We start from the raw sequence: 17,566 nt of genomic DNA, 5'->3' as shown, positions 1-17,566 counted from the left end.
GCTAAGGATGTCAAGCCGCAATGTCAAGAAAAAACGTAGTGCGGCAACGTCTCATGCAGCAGGCATGGGAAGGCCGACAGGGTTCAGGCGAGCTTCAGGCGTGCCACCGCACGCAGCGGTTTGCGCAGGTAGCCGGCGTGCGCGGCGGCGGCGCCGGCGGCATGGCCGCGCGCAAAGGCTGCGTCATGCGCGTGTCCGCTGTTCTCCAGCACCGGCAGCAGTTCCTGGGCCACCGCGAGGTCGTTCAGGCGGCCCAGCCGGTCCTGCATCCGGGACAGGCACTGGATGTAAGCCTTGACCTCCTTGCGGGGCAGCAGGTCGCGGAAGAACTCGGCCGCGTAGCGCGCTTTCTTGGCAGCGATGCGGACCCGGTGCCGCGCCGCGGCGTCGTCCCGGTCGAGCGCGCCGATGCGCCGGCGCAGGCGCTTGTGCGCCTTGCGCACCAGGGGCACCAGGCCGTCCAGCGCGGGCCGGGCCAGCGGGTCGTCCGGCCGCAGCCCTGCCTCGGGACGCCATGCGCGGCCGCGCAGCCAGGCGTTCAGCTCCAGCATCAACGCGGCATGGCGCGCCGATTGCAGGGCAGGCAGCAGCTTGCGGTGGAGCTGGCGGGCCCGTTCCCTCGCCGCCGCCTGCAGGGCTTCGGTATGAATGCCGGTGATCGCGGGCAGCGTGCTGTCGGCCAGCACGTCCCAGTTGCGCGCGGCGCCCAGTTCGCCGGACAGCCAGTCCAGCCCTTCCTGCAGCTCGGGCGGCAGCGGCGCCAGCCCATCGAACATGTCGAGCAGGGCGCGCAGGCGGCGCAGGCCGACCCGCATCTGGTGCAGGCTCTCGGCGTCCTGCGCCAGCACCCCGGGCAGGTTGGCTTCGATCTGCGCCACGCAGTTCAGGCCGATGCATTGCAGCGCGTCTTCCATGTGCATCTTGCGCTTCAGGCGCACCCGCGCCGCTTTTGCCGGCGCCGGATTACCGGATGCGGCGGATGCAGTGGATGCAGTGGATGCAGTGGAGGGCTGGTCGGGTTCGGTTTCCATGGGTACTTGCCGAGGATGTGGCTGCTGGTCGAAGCGATCTTATGGCATACCGCGCCTTCACGGCGCACGCGCAAACGCGTGCCGACGCATCGCGCTAGCCGCCTGCCTCAGTCCTCGTCATGCCCGGCCTCCTGTCTGGCGCTAGCGGCACGCTCGGCGAGTGGGTTGGCGCCGATCGGGTCCTGCGATTGGAACCACCAGAAACCCAGCACCGCGAGCAGCAGGACTGCCGCGACCCCGCGCCGCGCGCTGCGGATGCCTTGCTCCGGCGTGCCGGGCTTGCGTCCGCTGAGCATGGCGCCGATCAGGTTTTCGCGGTGCAGCCAGCTGCTGAGCAATACCGCCGCCACATGCAGGCCGACCACCGCCAGCATCAGCGTGGCGAGTGCTTCGTGCACCTCTTCCATCGTGTCGGCGGCGTAGCCATACAGGGTGGCCCAACCGGACAGCGCAACCAGGATGGTCAGCGCCAGCATGGCCAGGATGGCGAGCGCGCCGGCGGGGTTGTGGCCGGTGAAGTGTTGAGGCTTGCGGTGCGCGAGTGCGCGGAAATAGCCCAGCACGCTGCCCGGACCGCGGACGAAATCGGCGAACCGGGCGTAGCGCGTGCCGACCAGGCCCCAGGCGAGGCGGAAGGCGACCAGACCCGCCATGGTGTAGCCGAGGGTGACATGGACCAGGCGCCAGTCGTCCTGCTCGGCCGTCAGCCAGGCAGCGGCAAAAGCGAGCACCATGAGCCAGTGAAACAGGCGCACCGGCGCGTCCCATACGAGGATCTTGCGCTGTCCGGCTGTTGTCGCGATTTCCTCGCTGTGTAGATGTTCTCTTGCAGTCATCGTTGGCTCCAATTGTTATTACGAAGTTAATTGTGGTGTATTGACACTGGTGTTCCTGTATTGGATGCTTGCATCAACAGATGAATCCATGATTAAACTCAAAAACAACATATTCAATTTTCTTCAGTTCGCCTTGTCCGGCGCAGCGCTGGCGATTGGCGGCATCCTGCACCTGCTCGGCGCCGCTGACGCGGCCGGATGGGCCTGGATGGCAGGCGCCGCTGTCGTCCTGCTTGCCGTGCTGGTCGATACCGCCCGCAGCTTGTGCCGCAGGCAACTCGGGCTCGACCTGATCGCGCTGGTGGCGCTCGGCGGCGCGCTGGCGCTCCAGGAAAACCTGGCGGCGGCGGTGATCGCCCTGATGTTCGCCAGCGGGCGCACGCTGGAAGACTATGCGGAAAAGCGGGCCAGGGACGAGATGTCGGCATTGCTGGGGCGGGCGCCCAGGACGGCCAACCGGTACCAGGACGGCGTGGTGGTCCAGGTGCCCCTGGCCGCGGTCCAGCCGGGCGACCGGCTGGCGGTCCGTCCGGGCGAGACGGTGCCGGTCGACGGCAGGCTCGGTTCCTGCGCCACGGTGGACGAATCGAGCCTGACCGGCGAGGCCTTGCCGGTCACGTACGCCGCGGGCGCCATGCTGGGCAGCGGCGTCGTCAACGCCGGCGACGCGTTCGACATGCTGGCCACCAGCACGGCGGAGAACAGCACCTTCAGCCACATCATCCGCCTGGTCGAGTCGGCGCAGGCGTCGAAGGCGCCGGGCGCCCGCCTGGCCGACCGCTATGCCCTGCTGTTCGTTCCGCTGGCCCTGGGGATCGCCGGGCTTGCCTGGCTCGTGAGCGGCGATCCGGCCCGGGCCCTGGCCGTCGTCGTGGTTGCCACGCCCTGTCCCCTGATCCTGGCCGTGCCGGTCGCGATCGTCAGTGCGATGTCGCGCTGCGCCCAGCGGGGCGTGCTGATCAAGCACGGCGCCGCGCTCGAGAACATGGCGCAGGTTCACTCGATCTTCTTCGACAAGACCGGAACGCTCACGGCGGGCCGGGCCAGGCTGGCAGCGATCGCAAGTGCGCCATCCATGTCGCCGGAGCGCGTACTCGGGCTGGCGGCGTCGCTGGAGCAGTTATCCGGTCATGCGATTGCCCAGGCCGTGGTCGGCGCGGCGAACGAGCGCGGCCTGTCCCTGTCCACCCCGCGCGACGTGAGCGAAGCGCCGGGCGCCGGATTGTCCGGGCGCGTGGATGGCCACGCGTTGCGGGTCGGCACCTACGACTACGTAGCCGGGAGCGGCTCTCCGCCCGGCTGGTCGGCAAGCATTCTGGAGCGCGCGGCCTATGAAGGCTCCGCGGTGGTCTGCGTGGCGGTCGACAGCAGCCTGTGCGGCGTGCTGCGGATGGCGGACGAAGTCCGGCTGGATACGCCCCGCGCCCTGCGGCTGCTGAGGGCGGCCGGCGTCAGGCAAATCGCCATGCTGACCGGCGACCGCCATGCGGTGGCCGAGACGATCGCCAGGTCGCTCGGGATCGATACGGTCCTGTCCGGCCAGACGCCGGCAAGCAAGCTCGAGGCTATCGCGGCGGCGCGCCAGGCCGGCGTGACCATGATGGTCGGCGACGGCATCAACGATGCGCCGGCCCTGGCCGCGGCCGATATCGGCGTCGCCATGGGCGCACGCGGGGCCGCCGCCGCCGCCGAGTCGGCCCAGGTGGTCCTGCTGGTCGACCGCCTCGACCGCCTGGCGTTCGCCGTGCGGATTGCGCAGCGGGCGCGCGCCATCGCCCTGCAAAGCGTCGTGGCGGGCATGGGCTTGTCGATCCTGGCCATGGGCGTCGCCGCCTTCGGTTATCTGCCGCCGGTATACGGCGCCCTGCTGCAGGAAGTCATCGACGTCGCGGTGATCGTCAACGCGTTGCGGGTGCTGCGCCTGCCGGCGGCGCAGGTGGCGCGCACCATGCCTGCCGACGACATCCGCCGCCTGAGGGAAGAACATGCCGCCCTGCTGCCGCTGATCGAGCGCATGGGTCGCCTGGCGGAGGACGCCGACCGGCTGCCCATGCCGGCGCTGGAACGGGAACTGGCGCTGGTCAATGCCGCGCTCCGCGACCACCTGCTCCCGCATGAATCGAACGACGATGCCAGCCTGTATCCGCGGCTGGCGCGCCTGATCGGCGGCGACGACCCGCTGGCCTCCATGAGCCATGCGCATCGCGAAATCTTCCGTCTCAGCCGCATCGTGGCGCGCCACGCCGATGGCGGGCATGCCGGACATGCCGAGAGCGGCCGGGACAAGGAGGACAGCGAAGGCGCCAGGCGCGAACTGCGGCGCACCCTGTACGCGCTCGACGCCATCCTGCGCCTGCATTTTTCCCAGGAAGAGGAACTCTACGATGGTCTCTCTGCCTGAAACGCCTGACGCCCGAAACGGCAGCAGGCGTATCGCCAAATGTTGCGGGATTGCGACAAATTATGGAATGATCTGGAAACGAGTCTCTGCTACATTTCAGCGACAGGATCGACGATAGAAACCGTATGCGGACGCCTCCCACCTTATTTCATGATAAGCATCTCGTCGATCATCTCCCCGCCGGCGTCGTCGTGCATGACCGCTATTCGGCGGTCGTCACCGCCAATCCCACGGCGCAGCGCCTGCTTGGCGAAGACCTGGAGACGATCCGCGGGCGCGGCGCGGACGATCCGGAGTGGTCGTTCGTCGCCGCGGATGGCGGCACGGTCGACGTGGAGGACTTGCCCGCCAGGCGCGTGCTCCGCGAGCGCGCGCCGATCACCGACCTGGTCATGGGTGTCCGGCGCGGCGCGGCGGGCACCACCTGGCTGATCTGTAATGCCTATCCGGTCTTTGGCCAGGGCGGCGAGATCGACTCCGTCGTCGTGTGCTTTACCGATTGCAGCGATCTGGTTGCCACGCAACAGGCGCTGGAAAGCTCGCAACGGCGCCTGCAACTGATCCTGCGGGGAACGAACGACGGCTACTGGGACTGGGACCTGCGCCGGCATACGGTGTTCTATTCGGAGCGTTGGTGGGACATGCTGGGTTACGCATCCGATGCGCGCCAGGAGGACGCGGATACGTGGCGGCGCCTGCTGCATCCCGAGGACAGCGAACGCGTCGGCGGCTTCCTTGCCGATCTGCTGCCGGGCAAGGAGGTGTCCTATGCGCTCGAGTTCAGGCTCCGGCACCGCGACGGACATGACGTTCCGGTGCTCAGCCGCGGCTTCGTCCTGCGCGACGCCGACGGACGCGCCGTGCGCATCGCCGGCACCAATACCGACCTGACCGAACGCAAGCAGCTCGAGCGGCAACTGCAGCTGAGCGCCGACCATGACCACCTGACTGGACTGCCGAACCGCCGCTACCTGCTCAGGGAGCTCGAACACAAACGCATGCGCGCCGCGGCGGCAGGGCAGGCCGGCGCGGTCCTGCTCATCGATCTCGATCATTTCAAGCTGCTCAACGATACCGAAGGGCATCCCTTCGGCGACCGCCTGCTGCAGGCAGTCGGCCAGCGCCTGCGGTCGGCACTGCGCCAGGGCGACTTCGTCGGACGGCTGGGCGGCGACGAATTCGTGGTGCTGCTCGACTCCGGATCGCGCGGGGCCGGCAGGACCGGACCGGATGTGCCGGCAGTGTGCCAGGAACTGGGCAGGCTGTTGAGCCGCCCCTATCCGATCGGCGGGCGCCAGTTTTCGATCACGCCCAGCATCGGCGTGGTCATGTTCGATACCGGCGCCGGCAGCGCCGATTTGCTGCTGCAGCAGGCCGACATCGCCCTGTACGCCGCCAAATCGGCGGGCCGCAACGCTTTCCGCTTCTTCGACCCCGGTATGCAGCAAGCGATCGATGAGCGTGCCCAGCTTCAAGGCGAAATGGCGCAGGCGATCGAACGCGGCGAATTCGTCCTGTATTACCAGCCGCAATTCGACGCGGACCGGAAGATCGTCGGCGCCGAAGCGCTGCTGCGCTGGCGCCATCCGCTACGCGGCATGCTGGCGCCGGGCGCCTTCATTCCGCTGGCGGAAACCTCGGACCTGATCGTCCTGCTGGGGAATTTCGTCCTGCGCGAGGCAAGCGCCCGTGTCGCGGCCTGGGCGTCGGTGCCGGCCCTCGCGCAGCTTGGCGTCGCGGTCAACGTCAGCGCGCGCCAGCTGCGTGACGAGGATTTCGTCGCCTCGTCGCTGGCGATCATGCGCGCCGAAGGCGCCGATCCGTCGAAGCTGTCGATGGAACTGACCGAATCGCTGCTGGCCACGGATATCGAGGCCACCATCGACAAGATGCTGGCGCTGCAGCGGGAAGGCGTCAACTTCTCGATCGACGACTTCGGCACCGGTTTTTCATCGCTGAGCTACATCCACCGATTTCCATTGAGAACATTGAAGATCGACCAGTCCTTCGTCGCGACCTGCGAGAACAATCCCTGCTCGGCAGCCATCGTCGAGATCGTCATCGGGCTGGCAAGCAAGCTCGGACTCGGCCACATTGCGGAAGGCGTGGAAACGCCCGAACAACTGGAGCGCCTGAAGGCGCTCGGCTGCCAGTCGTTCCAGGGCTACCTGCTGGGCGCCCCGATGCCGGTGGCGGCATTCGAGGCACTGGCGCTGGCGCGCCGATGATCACATCAGGATGACGTCGTACTGTTCCTGGTGATAGCCCTTCTCGACCTGCAGCGAGATGCGCTTGCCGATGAAGTCGCCCAGCATGGCCAGGTGCTGCGATTCTTCTTCCAGGAACAGGTCGATGACTTCCTGCGAGGCGACGATGCGGAATTCGCGCGGGTTGAACTGCTTGGCTTCGCGCAGCAGCTCGCGCAGGATTTCGTAGCAGATCGTGCGCGAGGTCTTTACCTGCCCCTTGCCGGCGCAGGCCGGGCAGGGCTCGCACAGGATGTGGGCCAGCGATTCGCGGGTGCGCTTGCGCGTCATCTCGACCAGGCCGAGGGCCGAGAAGCCGCTCACCGACACCTTGGTGCGGTCGCGCGCCAGGGTCTTCTTGAGTTCGGCGAGCACGGCGTTGCGGTGCTCGTTGTTCTCCATGTCGATGAAGTCGAGGATGATGATGCCGCCCAGGTTGCGCAGGCGCAGCTGGCGCGCGATGGCGTGCGCGGCTTCCAGGTTGGTCTTGAAGATGGTGTCGGCGAAGTTGCGCCCGCCGACATAGCCGCCGGTGTTGACGTCGATGGTCGTCATCGCCTCGGTCTGGTCGACGATCAGGTAGCCGCCGCTCTTGAGGTCGACGCGCCGCCCCAGCGCGCGCAGGATTTCCTCTTCCACGCCGTACAGGTCGAACAGCGGACGCTCGCCGGTGTAGTGGGTCAGGCGCGACAGCACGCTCGGGGTGTAGACCTGGGCGAACTCGACCAGCATGTTGTAGTTCTCGCGCGAGTCCACCTGGATGGTGGCGGTCTCGTCGTGCACGAAGTCGCGCAGCACGCGCTGGGCCAGGTTCAGGTCCTGGTAGAGCAGGGTGGTGGGCGGCCGGGTGCGCGCGCCCTGCACGATGGCGCCCCAGGTCTTGCGCAGGTAGTCGACGTCGGCGGCGAGGTCGGCGTCCGAGGCTTCCTCGGCCTGGGTGCGCACGATGTAGCCGCCTTTTTCTTCCTTCGGCAGCAGGCCGGCGAGGCGGGTGCGCAGGTGCTCGCGGTCGGCTTCCTTCTCGATCTTCTGCGAGATGCCGATGTGGTGGTCCTGCGGCAGGTAAACCAGCATGCGGCCGGCGATCGAGATTTGCGTCGACAGGCGCGCGCCCTTGGTGCCGATCGGGTCCTTGATGACCTGCACGGTCAGCACCTGGCCGTCGAACAGCAGCTTTTCGATGGGAGTGGGCGCGGCCAGCGCGCCGTTCGGGCCTTCGTGGTTGCGGGCTTCCCAGATGTCGGCGACGTGCAGGAAGGCGGCGCGTTCCAGGCCGATGTCGATGAAGGCCGACTGCATGCCCGGCAGGACGCGCACGACCTTGCCCAGATAGACGTTCCCCGCCAACCCGCGCGTGAGGGTGCGCTCGATGTGCAGTTCCTGCACAGCGCCCTGCAGGATCAGCGCCACGCGCGTTTCCTGCGGGGTGATGTTGATGAGGATGTCTTCGTTCATGGCCGGCCGCGCAGTATTGTTCAGAGCGACATCATACACGGGCGGCGCGCATCGTAGGGCAGGCGGATACGCCGCCCGCCCCATGGAAAACCGGGGTTCAGATGTGGTAGCCGGCCTTGCGCAGCAGCTTGGCGGTCTCGAAGATCGGCAGGCCCATGATCCCCGAATGGCTGCCCTCGATATGCTCGACGAACAGCGCGGCCAGGCCCTGGATGCCGTAGCCGCCCGCCTTGTCGTAGGGTTCCGGCGTGGCGCAGTAGGCCTTGATCTGGGCCGGGGTGAGGGTGGCGAAGCGCACGTTCGACACTTGCGTGACCTGCTCGGCGATGCGTTCGGAATGTACCGCCACCGAGGTCAGCACCTGGTGGGTGCGGCCCGACAGGCGCTCGAGCATGGCGACCGCTTCCTTGTTGTCGGCCGGCTTGCCGAGGATCTCGCCGTCGATGGTGACGGTGGTGTCGGCGGTCAGCACCGGCCGCAGCGGCTGGCGGCGCATCTGCAGGATGTTCCAGGCGAACGCGCCTTTTTCCTTGGCCACGCGCGCCACGTAGGCGTGCGGGTCTTCGCCCGGCAGCACCTCTTCGCTGACGTCGGCGCCGCGCGCCGGGTCGCTGCGCAGCATCAGCAGGTCGAATTCCACGCCGACCTGGCGCAGCAGTTCGCGCCTGCGCGGGCTCTTCGAGGCGAGGTAGATCTTCTTGTCGGTGGGTTTCATCGGTCGGCAATGGTTGTAGGCTTAGAGCGCCTGACAAAGCGCCAAGGCAAGGCGCATCGTCGCAGACATGGGATTTTGTCAGACGCTCTCAGACGCGGTGGTACGGGTGGTTCTGGGTGATCGACCAGGCACGGTACAACTGTTCGGCCAGCATGACGCGCACCATTCCGTGCGGCAAGGTCATGCTGGAGATCCGGATCATGCCTTCGGCGCGCGCCTTGAGTGCCAGATCGAGCCCGTCGGCGCCGCCGATCAGGAAGGCGGTGTCGCGCCCGTCCTGCTGCCATTGCTCCAGCATCTGCGACAGGCCGACGCTGGTCAGGTCCTTGCCGCGCTCGTCCAGGGCGATGATGCGCACGCCCTTCGGCAGCACGGCCTCGATGCGCTCGCGTTCGAGCGCCATCGCGGTGGCGGCGGTCTTGCTACCGGAGCGCTCGACCGGCTTGATTTCCTTGAGGACGATGCGCAGCTCGGGCGGCATGCGCTTCGTGTACTCGCCGAACCCGGATTCGATCCAGGCCGGCATCTTGTGCCCGACTGCGGCAATGATCAGCTGCATACGATGAAGGACGGGCTTACTCGGCGGCCTTCTTGACGCGGCGGATCACTTTCTTCACTGGTGCGGCGTCGGCAGCGCCTGCAGCAGGTGCGGCAGCCTTCGGGGTGCGCTTCGGCGGCTTGGCCTTGGTGGCTTCGACGGCGGCGACTTCGCTCTTGCTCGGCGCGACCTTCACGGTCTTGCCGGTCGGGACCTTCTTGGCGGCCGGCTTCTTCGCAGCGGCGGTGGCGGTCTTGGTGGCGGTCTTGGTGGCGCGCTTGGCGGCCGGCTTGCGTTCGTTGACCGGCTGGGCTTCCGGCTCGTCCTTGTTGGCGGCCAGGTGCTTCGACTTGGGTTTGGATTCGGCCGCCTCGAGCGCTTCCGGCGTCGACTTGCGCTTGGCCGCGCCCAGCTTGACCGGCTTGTCGCCCCAGATTTCTTCCAGGCGGTAGTACTGGCGGATGGCCGGCTGCATGATGTGGACGATCATGTCGCCCAGGTCGACCAGCACCCATTCGCCGGTGTCTTCGCCTTCCATGCCGACCACGTCGCCGCCTGCCGCCTTGACCTTGTCGCGCACCGAGGCGGCCAGCGCCTTGGTCTGGCGGTTCGAGGTGCCCGAGACGACCGCGATGCGGTCGAACAGGCTGGTCAGGTGCGTCGTGTCGAACAGGGCGATTTCCTGTCCCTTGACGTCTTCGAGGGCGTCAACGACGAGGGTCTGCAGTTTCTTGATATCCATTAGCTTTTATATAAGTTGTGTTGTTGAATATAGTCTAGCACTTGCGGCGGAAGGAGCGCGCTTATGTCAGTACCGATGCCCGCGCCCGTTTGCGCACCGGCATGCAGTGCGTTGCGGACTTGGGTTGCGGAAATATCTACCGCGAGTGACTGCGCCAGGCATACCTTGCCGCAGGGTGTGGCGCGCACTTCCGCGGGCGTCGCCAGCCGCCCCGCGAGTGCCGCTGCCACGGCGGGCGGCAGCTTGTCCTGGTCGAGGTCGTAGCCGGGGCGCGCCGCCACCCCGAGGTTGGCGAGCCTGAACAGTTCCTGCCAGTCGCGCCAGGTGTCGAGCTTCTGCAGCTGGTCGGCGCCCATCAGGAAGACGATCGAGCTTTGCTCGCCCAGTTCGGCGCGCAGCCCGCGCAGGGTCTCGACCGTATAGGTAGCGCTGCCGCGTTCGATTTCCTGCAGGTCGATGCTCACCGGGGTCGTCCCCATCAGGGGCTGGCCGGTGAACGCCAGTTCCAGCATCGCCACGCGCTGGGCGTCGCTGGCCTGCAGGCTGCTCTTCTGCCAGGGCCGGGCCGGCAGGATGCGCAGCTGGTCGGGCTGCAGCAGTCCGGCAAACAGCGCGGCCAGTGCGACGTGGCCGTGGTGTACCGGGTCGAAGCTGCCACCCAGCAGGGCAATGCACTCCTTCACGAATGCGGTCTCGCGTCCAGCCAGTCGCGGTGGACCAGGAAGTCGGTGTACAGCGCGGCTTCCGCGCTGCCCGGTTCCGGGTGCCAGTCGTAGCGCCACTTGACGATCGGCGGCATCGACATCAGGATGGCCTCGGTGCGGCCGCCCGACTGCAGGCCGAACAGGGTGCCGCGGTCCCACACCAGGTTGAACTCGACATAGCGTCCGCGCCGGTAGGCCTGGAAGTCGCGTTCGCGCTCGCCGTAGGGCGTGTCCTTGCGGCGCTGCAGGATCGGCAGGTAGGCCTCCAGGAAGCCCTCGCCCACCTTGCGCACCATCGCGAACGCATCGTCGAAGCCGGTTTCGTTGAAGTCGTCGAAGAAGATGCCGCCCACGCCGCGCGGTTCCTTGCGGTGCTTCAGGTAGAAGTACTCGTCGCACCACTTCTTGAAGCGCGGGTGCAGGTCGCCGCCATAGGGCGCCAGGGCGTCGTGGCAGACCTGGTGGAAGTGGCGGGCGTCGTCCTCGTTCCCGTAGTAGGGCGTCAGGTCCATGCCGCCGCCGAACCACCACACCGGTTCCTTGCCTTCGGCCGTGGCTTCGAAGAAGCGCACGTTCATGTGCACGGTCGGCGCGTAGGGGTTACGCGGGTGCAGCACCAGCGATACGCCCATCGCTTCCCAGGCCCGTCCCGCCAGTTCCGGGCGCGCGGCCATGGCCGACGGCGGCAGGCTGGCGCCGGTGACGTGCGAGAAGTTGCAGCCGCCGCGCTCGAACACATTGCCTTCCTCGATCAGGCGCGAGATGCCGCCGCCACCTTCCGGGCGTTCCCAGGTGTCGACCAGGAAGGGTTGGCCGTCGACTTCTTCCAGCGCCCCGACGATGCGGGACTGGAGCGCGAGCAGCCAGGCTTTGATGGCGGAAGGATCGGGGGTGCTCATGCGATTGGGGTGAATGGACGAAAAATGGGCAGATTGTACACCTGCCCAGGGCGGCGTACTTATTCTTGTGGTGATCGTAGGGATGATGGGACGCGACGAACCTGGATTCCGGCCTGCGCCGCAAGTCATTTCTGCCGGTGGCAGGAAGTCATTTCTGCCGGTGGCAGGAATGACGTTCTCCAGGCTAACGGACAACTTGAAAAAGGCGTCCCGGCGAAGGCCGGGACCCAATCGTGCCAGCGTAACGTGAACCTTACTTCAATCCGCGCCAGCCGATGTCGCGGCGGTACTGCGCGCCGTTGAAGTGGATCTTCTCGACGGTCTCGTAGGCCTGCTTCTGCGCCATCTTGATGCTGTCGCCCAGGCCGACCACGCACAGCACGCGGCCGCCGCTGGTCTGCAGGCTGCCGGCAACCAGCTGGGTGCCGGCGTGGAAGGTGACGCATTCGGGCGTCTCGGCCGGGATGCCGTCGATGACGTCGCCCTTGCGCGGGCTGTCCGGGTAGCCGCTTGCTGCCATCACGACGCCCACCGCGGTGCGGCGGTCCCATTCCAGTTCGACCGCGTCGAGGGTGCCGTTGCAGGCGTGGTCGACGACCTGCAGCAAATCGCTCTTCAGGCGCGCCATGATCGGCTGGGTTTCCGGGTCGCCCATGCGGCAGTTGAATTCCAGCGTGCGCGGGTTGCCTTCGCTGTCGATCATCAGGCCGGCGTACAGGAAGCCGGTGAACACGATGCCGTCCCTGGCCATGCCCTGGATGGTCGGGTTGATGATCTCGCGCATCACGCGAGCGTGCATCGACGGGGTGACGATGGGCGCCGGGGAGTAGGCGCCCATGCCGCCGGTGTTCGGACCTTCGTCGGCATCCTTCAGGCGCTTGTGGTCCTGGCTGGTCGCCAGCGGCAGCACGTTCTTGCCGTCGCACATGACGATGAAGCTGGCTTCTTCGCCGGCCAGGAATTCTTCGATCACGATGCGCGCGCCGGCGTCGCCGAAGGCGTTATCCGACAACATGTGGTCGACCGCAGCGTGGGCTTCTTCCAGCGACATCGCGACCACCACGCCCTTGCCGGCAGCCAGGCCGTCGGCCTTGATGACGATCGGGGCGCCGTTGGCGTCGACGTAGGCGTGGGCGTCGGCCGCGCTCGAAAAGCTCTGGTATTTGGCGGTCGGGATGCCGTGGCGCTGCATGAAGGCCTTGGCGAAGTCCTTCGAGCTTTCGAGTTGCGCCGCTTCTTTCGTCGGTCCGAAGATCTTCAGGCCGCGCGCGCGGAACAGGTTGACGATGCCGGCGGCCAGTGGCGCTTCCGGACCGACCAGGGTCAGGGCGACGCCTTCGGCCACGACGAAGTCGGCCAGCGCCTCCGGATCGGTGATGTCGATGTTCACCAGGCGCGAGTCGAGCGCGGTGCCGCCGTTGCCTGGGGCAACGAAGACGGTCTGGACGCGTTCCGACTGGGCCAGTTTCCAGGACAGGGCGTGTTCACGGCCACCGGAGCCGACGACGAGGATTTTCATGGCTTGCTTTCGGAATTACTCTTCGATGACGGCGTTGGTGTAGACATCCTGGACGTCGTCCAGGTTTTCCAGCGCGTCGAGGATCTTCTGCATCTTGACGGCGTCTTCGCCGGTGAGCACGGTTTCGTTGTCCGGCTTCATGATGACTTCCGAGACCTCGGCCTTGAAGCCGGCCTTTTCCAGCGCTTCCTTCACGCCAGCATAGGCGAACGGGTCGCACAGCACTTCGAAGCCGCCTTCTTCGTCGGCCAGCACGTCGTCGGCGCCGGCTTCCAGCGCCGCTTCCATCAGCCCGTTTTCATCCACGCCGGGCGCGAACTGGAACTGGCCGACGTGCTTGAACATGAAGGCCACCGAACCCTCGGTGCCCATGTTGCCGCCGTACTTGTTGAAGGCGTGGCGCACTTCGGCCACGGTCCGCACGCGGTTGTCGGTGAGGCAGTCGACGATGATCGCCGCGCCGCCGATGCCGTAGCCTTCGTAGCGGATTTCTTCGTAGTTGACGCCTTCGAGTTCGCCGGCGCCGCGCTGGATCGCGCGGGTGACGTTATCCTTCGGCATATTCGCATCGGCCGCTTTCTCGACCGCCAGGCGCAGGCGCGGGTTCGAAGCGATGTCGCTTCCGCCCATGCGTGCGGCCACGGTGATTTCCTTGATCAGGCGCGTCCAGATCTTGCCGCGCTTGGCATCGGTGGCGGCTTTCTTATGCTTGATGTTGGCCCATTTGCTGTGTCCAGCCATATCTAAATTTCCTTAGACGGTATGGGAACCTTGCGAGGTTCCTGTATGCAAGAGTGGCCGACATTCTAGCATAGGCACCTCTTGCAAAATCGCCCAAGGCGGTGAGCAAACTGTCACGGAAACAACAGCCAGGTGCCGCAGGCGACCAACGCCACCCCGGCCATGCAGGCGGCCAGCGCGCCCTCCTCGAGCCGCAGTTCGGCCTGCGCCAGCAGCGCCACGGCGCCCACGAAGGCCGGGTTGCCCGGGCCGCCGCCCAGCAGCAGGAGCACCAGCAGCCAGTAGCAGCCGAGACACATGCGCCCATGCGCGGCTCCCTGCCGGAGCGCTCCGGCGATGCCGCTGCGCCAGCCCAGCAGCACGCCCGACAAGGGCGCGCGGCAGTGCTGCAGGCAGGCGTGCTTGGACGGCGTCCACTGCCAGGCGCCGGCCGCCACCAGCGCCAGTTCGAGGGTCGGATGGCGCGCCGCCAGGGCCTCGTCGAGCATGCCGGTGTCGTGCAGCGCCCAGTGCAGCAGGGTGACCAGCGCGGCGAAGCCGGTCCAGGCCAGCAGGCAGCCAAGCGCGAACAGGGCGGTTCCCAGGCGCGGCCAGCGCACCGCGGCGCGGCAGCGCGCCAGGCGCAGGTAGACGAACACGCCGCTCGCCGCGGCGGGCAGCATCAGGGCCATGGACAGGCCGGTCCACATCGCGAACAGCAGCAGCACCTCGCCGGCCCGCAGCGGCCGCGGGAAGGGTGGAGCGCCGGCGGGCGCAGGAAGCGCCAGGGTCGCGCCCTGGAAGGCGAACCACGCCCAGCAGGCGCCGGCGAGCAGGGCCATCCAGGCCAGGCCCAGCGCGAACGGCCGGCCGGGACGTTCATCGATACCGGACAGGCTCATCGCGGGCTCCCGCGGCGTATCGCCGGCGTGAAGGACGCAGTTGGATGCACGATCCTTGCGCCCGCACGGGGCCGCCTGTGGCGATGGTTTGACGAGTTCGTCATGCTGTCTCTCCTCGGTGTGGTTGGTGTGGCCTGTTCGACAGCGCGGAAGGGCCCGCGTTCTGGCGTGCCGGTCGGTCCCCTCCAGCGAACTCGGCGGTTCGCCCGTACAATCGTCGGATGAACCGAAGCGCCCCTGCCAACTCTGCTGCTCCTTTACCACGCGCTGCCATCGTCGCCGGCCTGTCGATCGCCGTCGCCGGCGCCGTCCTGTTTTCCACGAAGGCCATCGTCGCCAAACTGCTGTACCGCTACCACATCGACGCAGTAAGCTTGATCGCGTTCAGAATGCTGTTCTCACTTCCGGTGTTTGCCGCCGTCGCGCTCTGGAAGATGCGGACCGAGCCGCCGCTCGGCAAACAGGACCGCTGGCGCATCGTCGTGCTGGGCCTGCTCGGCTACTACCTGTCGAGCTACCTCGACTTCCTCGGCCTGCAGCACATCTCGGTGGGGCTCGAACGCCTGATCCTGTTCCTGACCCCGACCTTCGTCCTGCTCGCCAACGTGGCGATCTTCAAGCGCCGTGTCCGGCCGGTGGAATGGGCGGCGCTCGGACTGGCCTATTGCGGCATCGTGCTGGTGTTCGTGCACGACCTGGCCGGCGGCTCCGGCAGCACAAGGGGGAGCATATTCGTGGGCTCGCTGCTGGTGCTCGGTTCGGCGATCTCCTATGCGGTCTACCTGCTCGGCACCGGCGAGATGGTCAGGCGCATCGGTTCGCTGCGCCTGGTGGCCTATGCCATGTGCGTCTCGAGCGTGGCCTGCATCGCCCAGTTCTTCCTGCTGCGCCCGGCGAGCATGCTGGTGCAGCCGGCCGAGGTTTACTGGCTCTCGCTGGTGAATGGGGTATTCTGTACCATCTTCCCCGTGTTCATGACCATGGCCGCGGTACAGCGCATCGGCGCCGCGACCGCCTCGCAGGCCGGAATGATCGGGCCGGTGTCGACGCTGTTCCTCGGCGCGCTGGTCCTGGGCGAGCCGATCACCGGCGTGCAGCTGGCCGGCACCGGTCTCGTACTTGTGGGGATTTACGCTCTCTCGCTCAAAAAATGACGCCACCTAAACGACAACCACGGATCGCGCTCATCGCGCACGACAAGAAGAAAGACGACATGATCACCCTCGCGGGCGAGTACCTTGATTTCCTCAAGGGCTGCACGCTGTCGGCCACCGGCACCACCGGCGGGCGCCTGGCCAACGAGCTGGGGCTCGAGGTCGAGCGCAAGCACTCGGGCCCGGTCGGCGGCGACCTGCAGATCGGCGCCCAGCTGGTCGAGGGCGAGATCGACTGCGTGATCTTCCTGCGCGACCCGATGACGCCGCAGCCGCACGAACCCGACATCAACGCGCTGGTGCGCGCCTGCGACGTGCACGACGTCGCCTGCGCGACCAATGTCTCGACCGCGCGCTTGGTGCTGTCGCAGCTGATGCAGCTGGAAACGGCGGCCGGCGCGCCGGCCTGAAGGAGGACACACATGGTCAAAGCCATCCGTATTGCCGCCACCGGCGGCCCCGAGGTGCTCGCATTCCTGGACGTCGAGCTCGGCGAGCCGGGCCCGGGCGAAGCGCGCGTGCGCCACCACGCGATCGGCCTGAACTACATCGACACCTACTACCGCAGCGGCCTGTACAAGATGGCGCTGCCTTCCGGCCTGGGCCAGGAAGGGGCGGGCGTGGTGGAGGCGGTGGGCGAGGGCGTGACGCACGTGCAGCCGGGCGACCGCGTCGCCTACGCCGGCGGTCCGCCGGGCGCCTACAGCGAGGCGCGCGTCATGCCCGCCAGTCAGCTGGTGCGCCTGCCCGCGTCGATCCCTTTCGAGACCGCCGCCGCCATGATGCTGCAGGGCCTGACGGTGCAGTACCTGTTCCGCCAGACCTATCAACTCCAGCCGGGCCAGACCATCCTGTTCCACGCCGCGGCCGGCGGCGTCGGCCTGATCGCCTGCCAGTGGGCGAAAGCCCTGGGCGTGAACCTGATCGGCACGGTGGGCTCGGAAGAAAAGGCGGCGCTGGCGCGCGCCCATGGCGCGGCCCACGTCATCAACTACAACACCGAGGACGTGGTGCAGCGCGTGCTGGAGATCACCGGCGGCGCCAAGGTGCCGGTGGTGTACGATTCGGTGGGCAAGGACACCTTCATCCGCTCGCTCGACTGCCTGCAGCCGCGCGGCCTGATGGTCAGCTTCGGCAACGCCTCCGGCCCGGTGCCGCCCTTCGCGCTCACCGAGCTGGCCTCGCGTGGCTCGCTGTACATCACGCGGCCCACGCTGTTCGCCTATGCCGGCACCCGTCCGGAACTCGAGGCCATGGCGCGCGAGCTGTTCGACATGGTTGAGAGCGGCAAGCTGAAGATCGAGGTCAACCAGCGCTTCGCCCTGGCCGACGCCGCCGAGGCGCACCGCGCCCTGGAAGGGCGCCGCACCACCGGTTCGACGGTGCTGCTGCCATGAGCGGGGCCGACAAGAACGGCGATGGCGCGCCGAAGTTCGGGCGCCTGTTGATCGTGCTGGCCTTCGCGCTGGTCCTGATCGTGGCGATCACGGTCGGGTCGGAAGCCTACTTCAGCTGAAAAAAAACGGGGCATTGGCCCTAATGCCGTTCAGTTAAGGTAGCTTCTTGACCTTTCGAACGGCATAGCGCTTCGGCGCTGCCTTGACGGCCCGGTCGCATTTGCGGCCGGGCCGTTCGTCTTTCAGGAGGCTGACCAGCCTTTCCCGAAGGTGCTTCATCGAGGCAGGCAATTTGCCGTAGGACCTG

General features: G+C 67.2%; 17 protein-coding genes. 6 read left to right on the top strand and 11 right to left on the bottom strand.

Annotated elements, in window-relative coordinates; genetic code table 11:
* Window positions 1-83: 83 nt before the first annotated feature.
* A complete protein-coding gene (locus tag AB3347_RS04295) occupies window positions 84-1,031 on the bottom strand; it encodes a CHAD domain-containing protein (protein ID WP_369090549.1) in 948 nt (315 codons plus the stop codon).
* 107 nt (window positions 1,032-1,138) lie between these two features.
* The gene (locus tag AB3347_RS04290; RefSeq protein WP_369090548.1) at window positions 1,139-1,867 is read right to left on the bottom strand and encodes a cytochrome b/b6 domain-containing protein; all 729 of its coding nucleotides are present in this window, start codon (window positions 1,865-1,867) and stop codon (window positions 1,139-1,141) included.
* 88 nt (window positions 1,868-1,955) lie between these two features.
* On the opposite strand from AB3347_RS04290, the gene AB3347_RS04285 reads away from it, so the two are divergent.
* Complete coding sequence (locus tag AB3347_RS04285; protein ID WP_369090547.1) at window positions 1,956-4,268, top strand: heavy metal translocating P-type ATPase; 2,313 nt, start codon at window positions 1,956-1,958, stop codon at window positions 4,266-4,268.
* Between the two features lie 191 nt (window positions 4,269-4,459).
* Complete coding sequence (locus AB3347_RS04280) at window positions 4,460-6,496, top strand: putative bifunctional diguanylate cyclase/phosphodiesterase (RefSeq protein WP_369090546.1); 2,037 nt, start codon at window positions 4,460-4,462, stop codon at window positions 6,494-6,496.
* On the opposite strand, the gene rng is transcribed toward AB3347_RS04280, so the two are convergent.
* The 9 genes from rng to AB3347_RS04235 form a co-directional block, all read right to left on the bottom strand.
* On the bottom strand, window positions 6,497-7,969 hold the full coding sequence (gene rng, locus AB3347_RS04275) for a ribonuclease G (protein ID WP_369090545.1): 1,473 nt from the start codon (window positions 7,967-7,969) through the stop codon (window positions 6,497-6,499). It abuts the gene before it with no gap.
* A 97-nt stretch (window positions 7,970-8,066) separates the two neighbouring features.
* Window positions 8,067-8,684 carry a nucleoside triphosphate pyrophosphatase gene (locus tag AB3347_RS04270; RefSeq protein ID WP_369090544.1) on the bottom strand — a complete coding sequence of 206 codons (618 nt, stop codon included), beginning with the start codon at window positions 8,682-8,684 and terminating at the stop codon, window positions 8,067-8,069.
* A gap of 88 nt (window positions 8,685-8,772) precedes the next feature.
* Window positions 8,773-9,243: a 23S rRNA (pseudouridine(1915)-N(3))-methyltransferase RlmH gene (gene rlmH, locus AB3347_RS04265; RefSeq protein WP_369090543.1), complete on the bottom strand. Its 471-nt coding sequence runs from the start codon at window positions 9,241-9,243 to the stop codon at window positions 8,773-8,775.
* A 16-nt stretch (window positions 9,244-9,259) separates the two neighbouring features.
* Complete coding sequence (gene rsfS, locus AB3347_RS04260) at window positions 9,260-9,964, bottom strand: ribosome silencing factor (RefSeq protein WP_369090542.1); 705 nt, start codon at window positions 9,962-9,964, stop codon at window positions 9,260-9,262.
* Window positions 9,964-10,647 carry a nicotinate-nucleotide adenylyltransferase gene (locus AB3347_RS04255; RefSeq protein WP_369090541.1) on the bottom strand — a complete coding sequence of 228 codons (684 nt, stop codon included), beginning with the start codon at window positions 10,645-10,647 and terminating at the stop codon, window positions 9,964-9,966. Before AB3347_RS04255 ends, rsfS begins: the two co-directional genes overlap by 1 nt.
* Window positions 10,644-11,567 (bottom strand): oxygen-dependent coproporphyrinogen oxidase, encoded by a 924-nt coding sequence (gene hemF / locus AB3347_RS04250; RefSeq protein ID WP_369090540.1) that lies wholly within the window; start codon window positions 11,565-11,567, stop codon window positions 10,644-10,646. The genes AB3347_RS04255 and hemF overlap by 4 nt, the downstream gene beginning before the upstream one ends.
* A gap of 253 nt (window positions 11,568-11,820) precedes the next feature.
* Complete coding sequence (gene purD / locus AB3347_RS04245) at window positions 11,821-13,086, bottom strand: phosphoribosylamine--glycine ligase (protein WP_369090539.1); 1,266 nt, start codon at window positions 13,084-13,086, stop codon at window positions 11,821-11,823.
* Window positions 13,087-13,101: 15 nt separating this feature from the next.
* Window positions 13,102-13,827: a YebC/PmpR family DNA-binding transcriptional regulator gene (locus tag AB3347_RS04240; RefSeq protein ID WP_369090538.1), complete on the bottom strand. Its 726-nt coding sequence runs from the start codon at window positions 13,825-13,827 to the stop codon at window positions 13,102-13,104.
* 113 nt (window positions 13,828-13,940) lie between these two features.
* Window positions 13,941-14,708, bottom strand: a complete 768-nt coding sequence (locus AB3347_RS04235) for a DUF2182 domain-containing protein (RefSeq protein WP_369090537.1) — start codon at window positions 14,706-14,708, stop codon at window positions 13,941-13,943.
* A gap of 221 nt (window positions 14,709-14,929) precedes the next feature.
* On the opposite strand from AB3347_RS04235, the gene AB3347_RS04230 reads away from it, so the two are divergent.
* From AB3347_RS04230 to AB3347_RS04215, 4 genes are read left to right on the top strand one after another with little or no spacing between them, the layout of a single operon-like run.
* Window positions 14,930-15,862 carry a DMT family transporter gene (locus AB3347_RS04230; RefSeq protein WP_369090536.1) on the top strand — a complete coding sequence of 311 codons (933 nt, stop codon included), beginning with the start codon at window positions 14,930-14,932 and terminating at the stop codon, window positions 15,860-15,862.
* A gap of 59 nt (window positions 15,863-15,921) precedes the next feature.
* Window positions 15,922-16,272 carry a methylglyoxal synthase gene (locus AB3347_RS04225; RefSeq protein ID WP_369090535.1) on the top strand — a complete coding sequence of 117 codons (351 nt, stop codon included), beginning with the start codon at window positions 15,922-15,924 and terminating at the stop codon, window positions 16,270-16,272.
* 12 nt (window positions 16,273-16,284) lie between these two features.
* Window positions 16,285-17,259: a quinone oxidoreductase gene (locus AB3347_RS04220; protein ID WP_369090534.1), complete on the top strand. Its 975-nt coding sequence runs from the start codon at window positions 16,285-16,287 to the stop codon at window positions 17,257-17,259.
* Window positions 17,256-17,378 (top strand): hypothetical protein, encoded by a 123-nt coding sequence (locus tag AB3347_RS04215; protein ID WP_369090533.1) that lies wholly within the window; start codon window positions 17,256-17,258, stop codon window positions 17,376-17,378. The genes AB3347_RS04220 and AB3347_RS04215 overlap by 4 nt, the downstream gene beginning before the upstream one ends.
* Window positions 17,379-17,566: the final 188 nt, after the last annotated feature.

It is taken from the genome of Massilia sp. X63 (genome assembly GCF_041023745.1).
In the GTDB taxonomy this organism is placed as follows: domain Bacteria; phylum Pseudomonadota; class Gammaproteobacteria; order Burkholderiales; family Burkholderiaceae_D; genus Telluria.
Note: the sequence above shows the minus strand (reverse complement) of the source record. Positions and strands in the feature narration are given on the sequence as shown.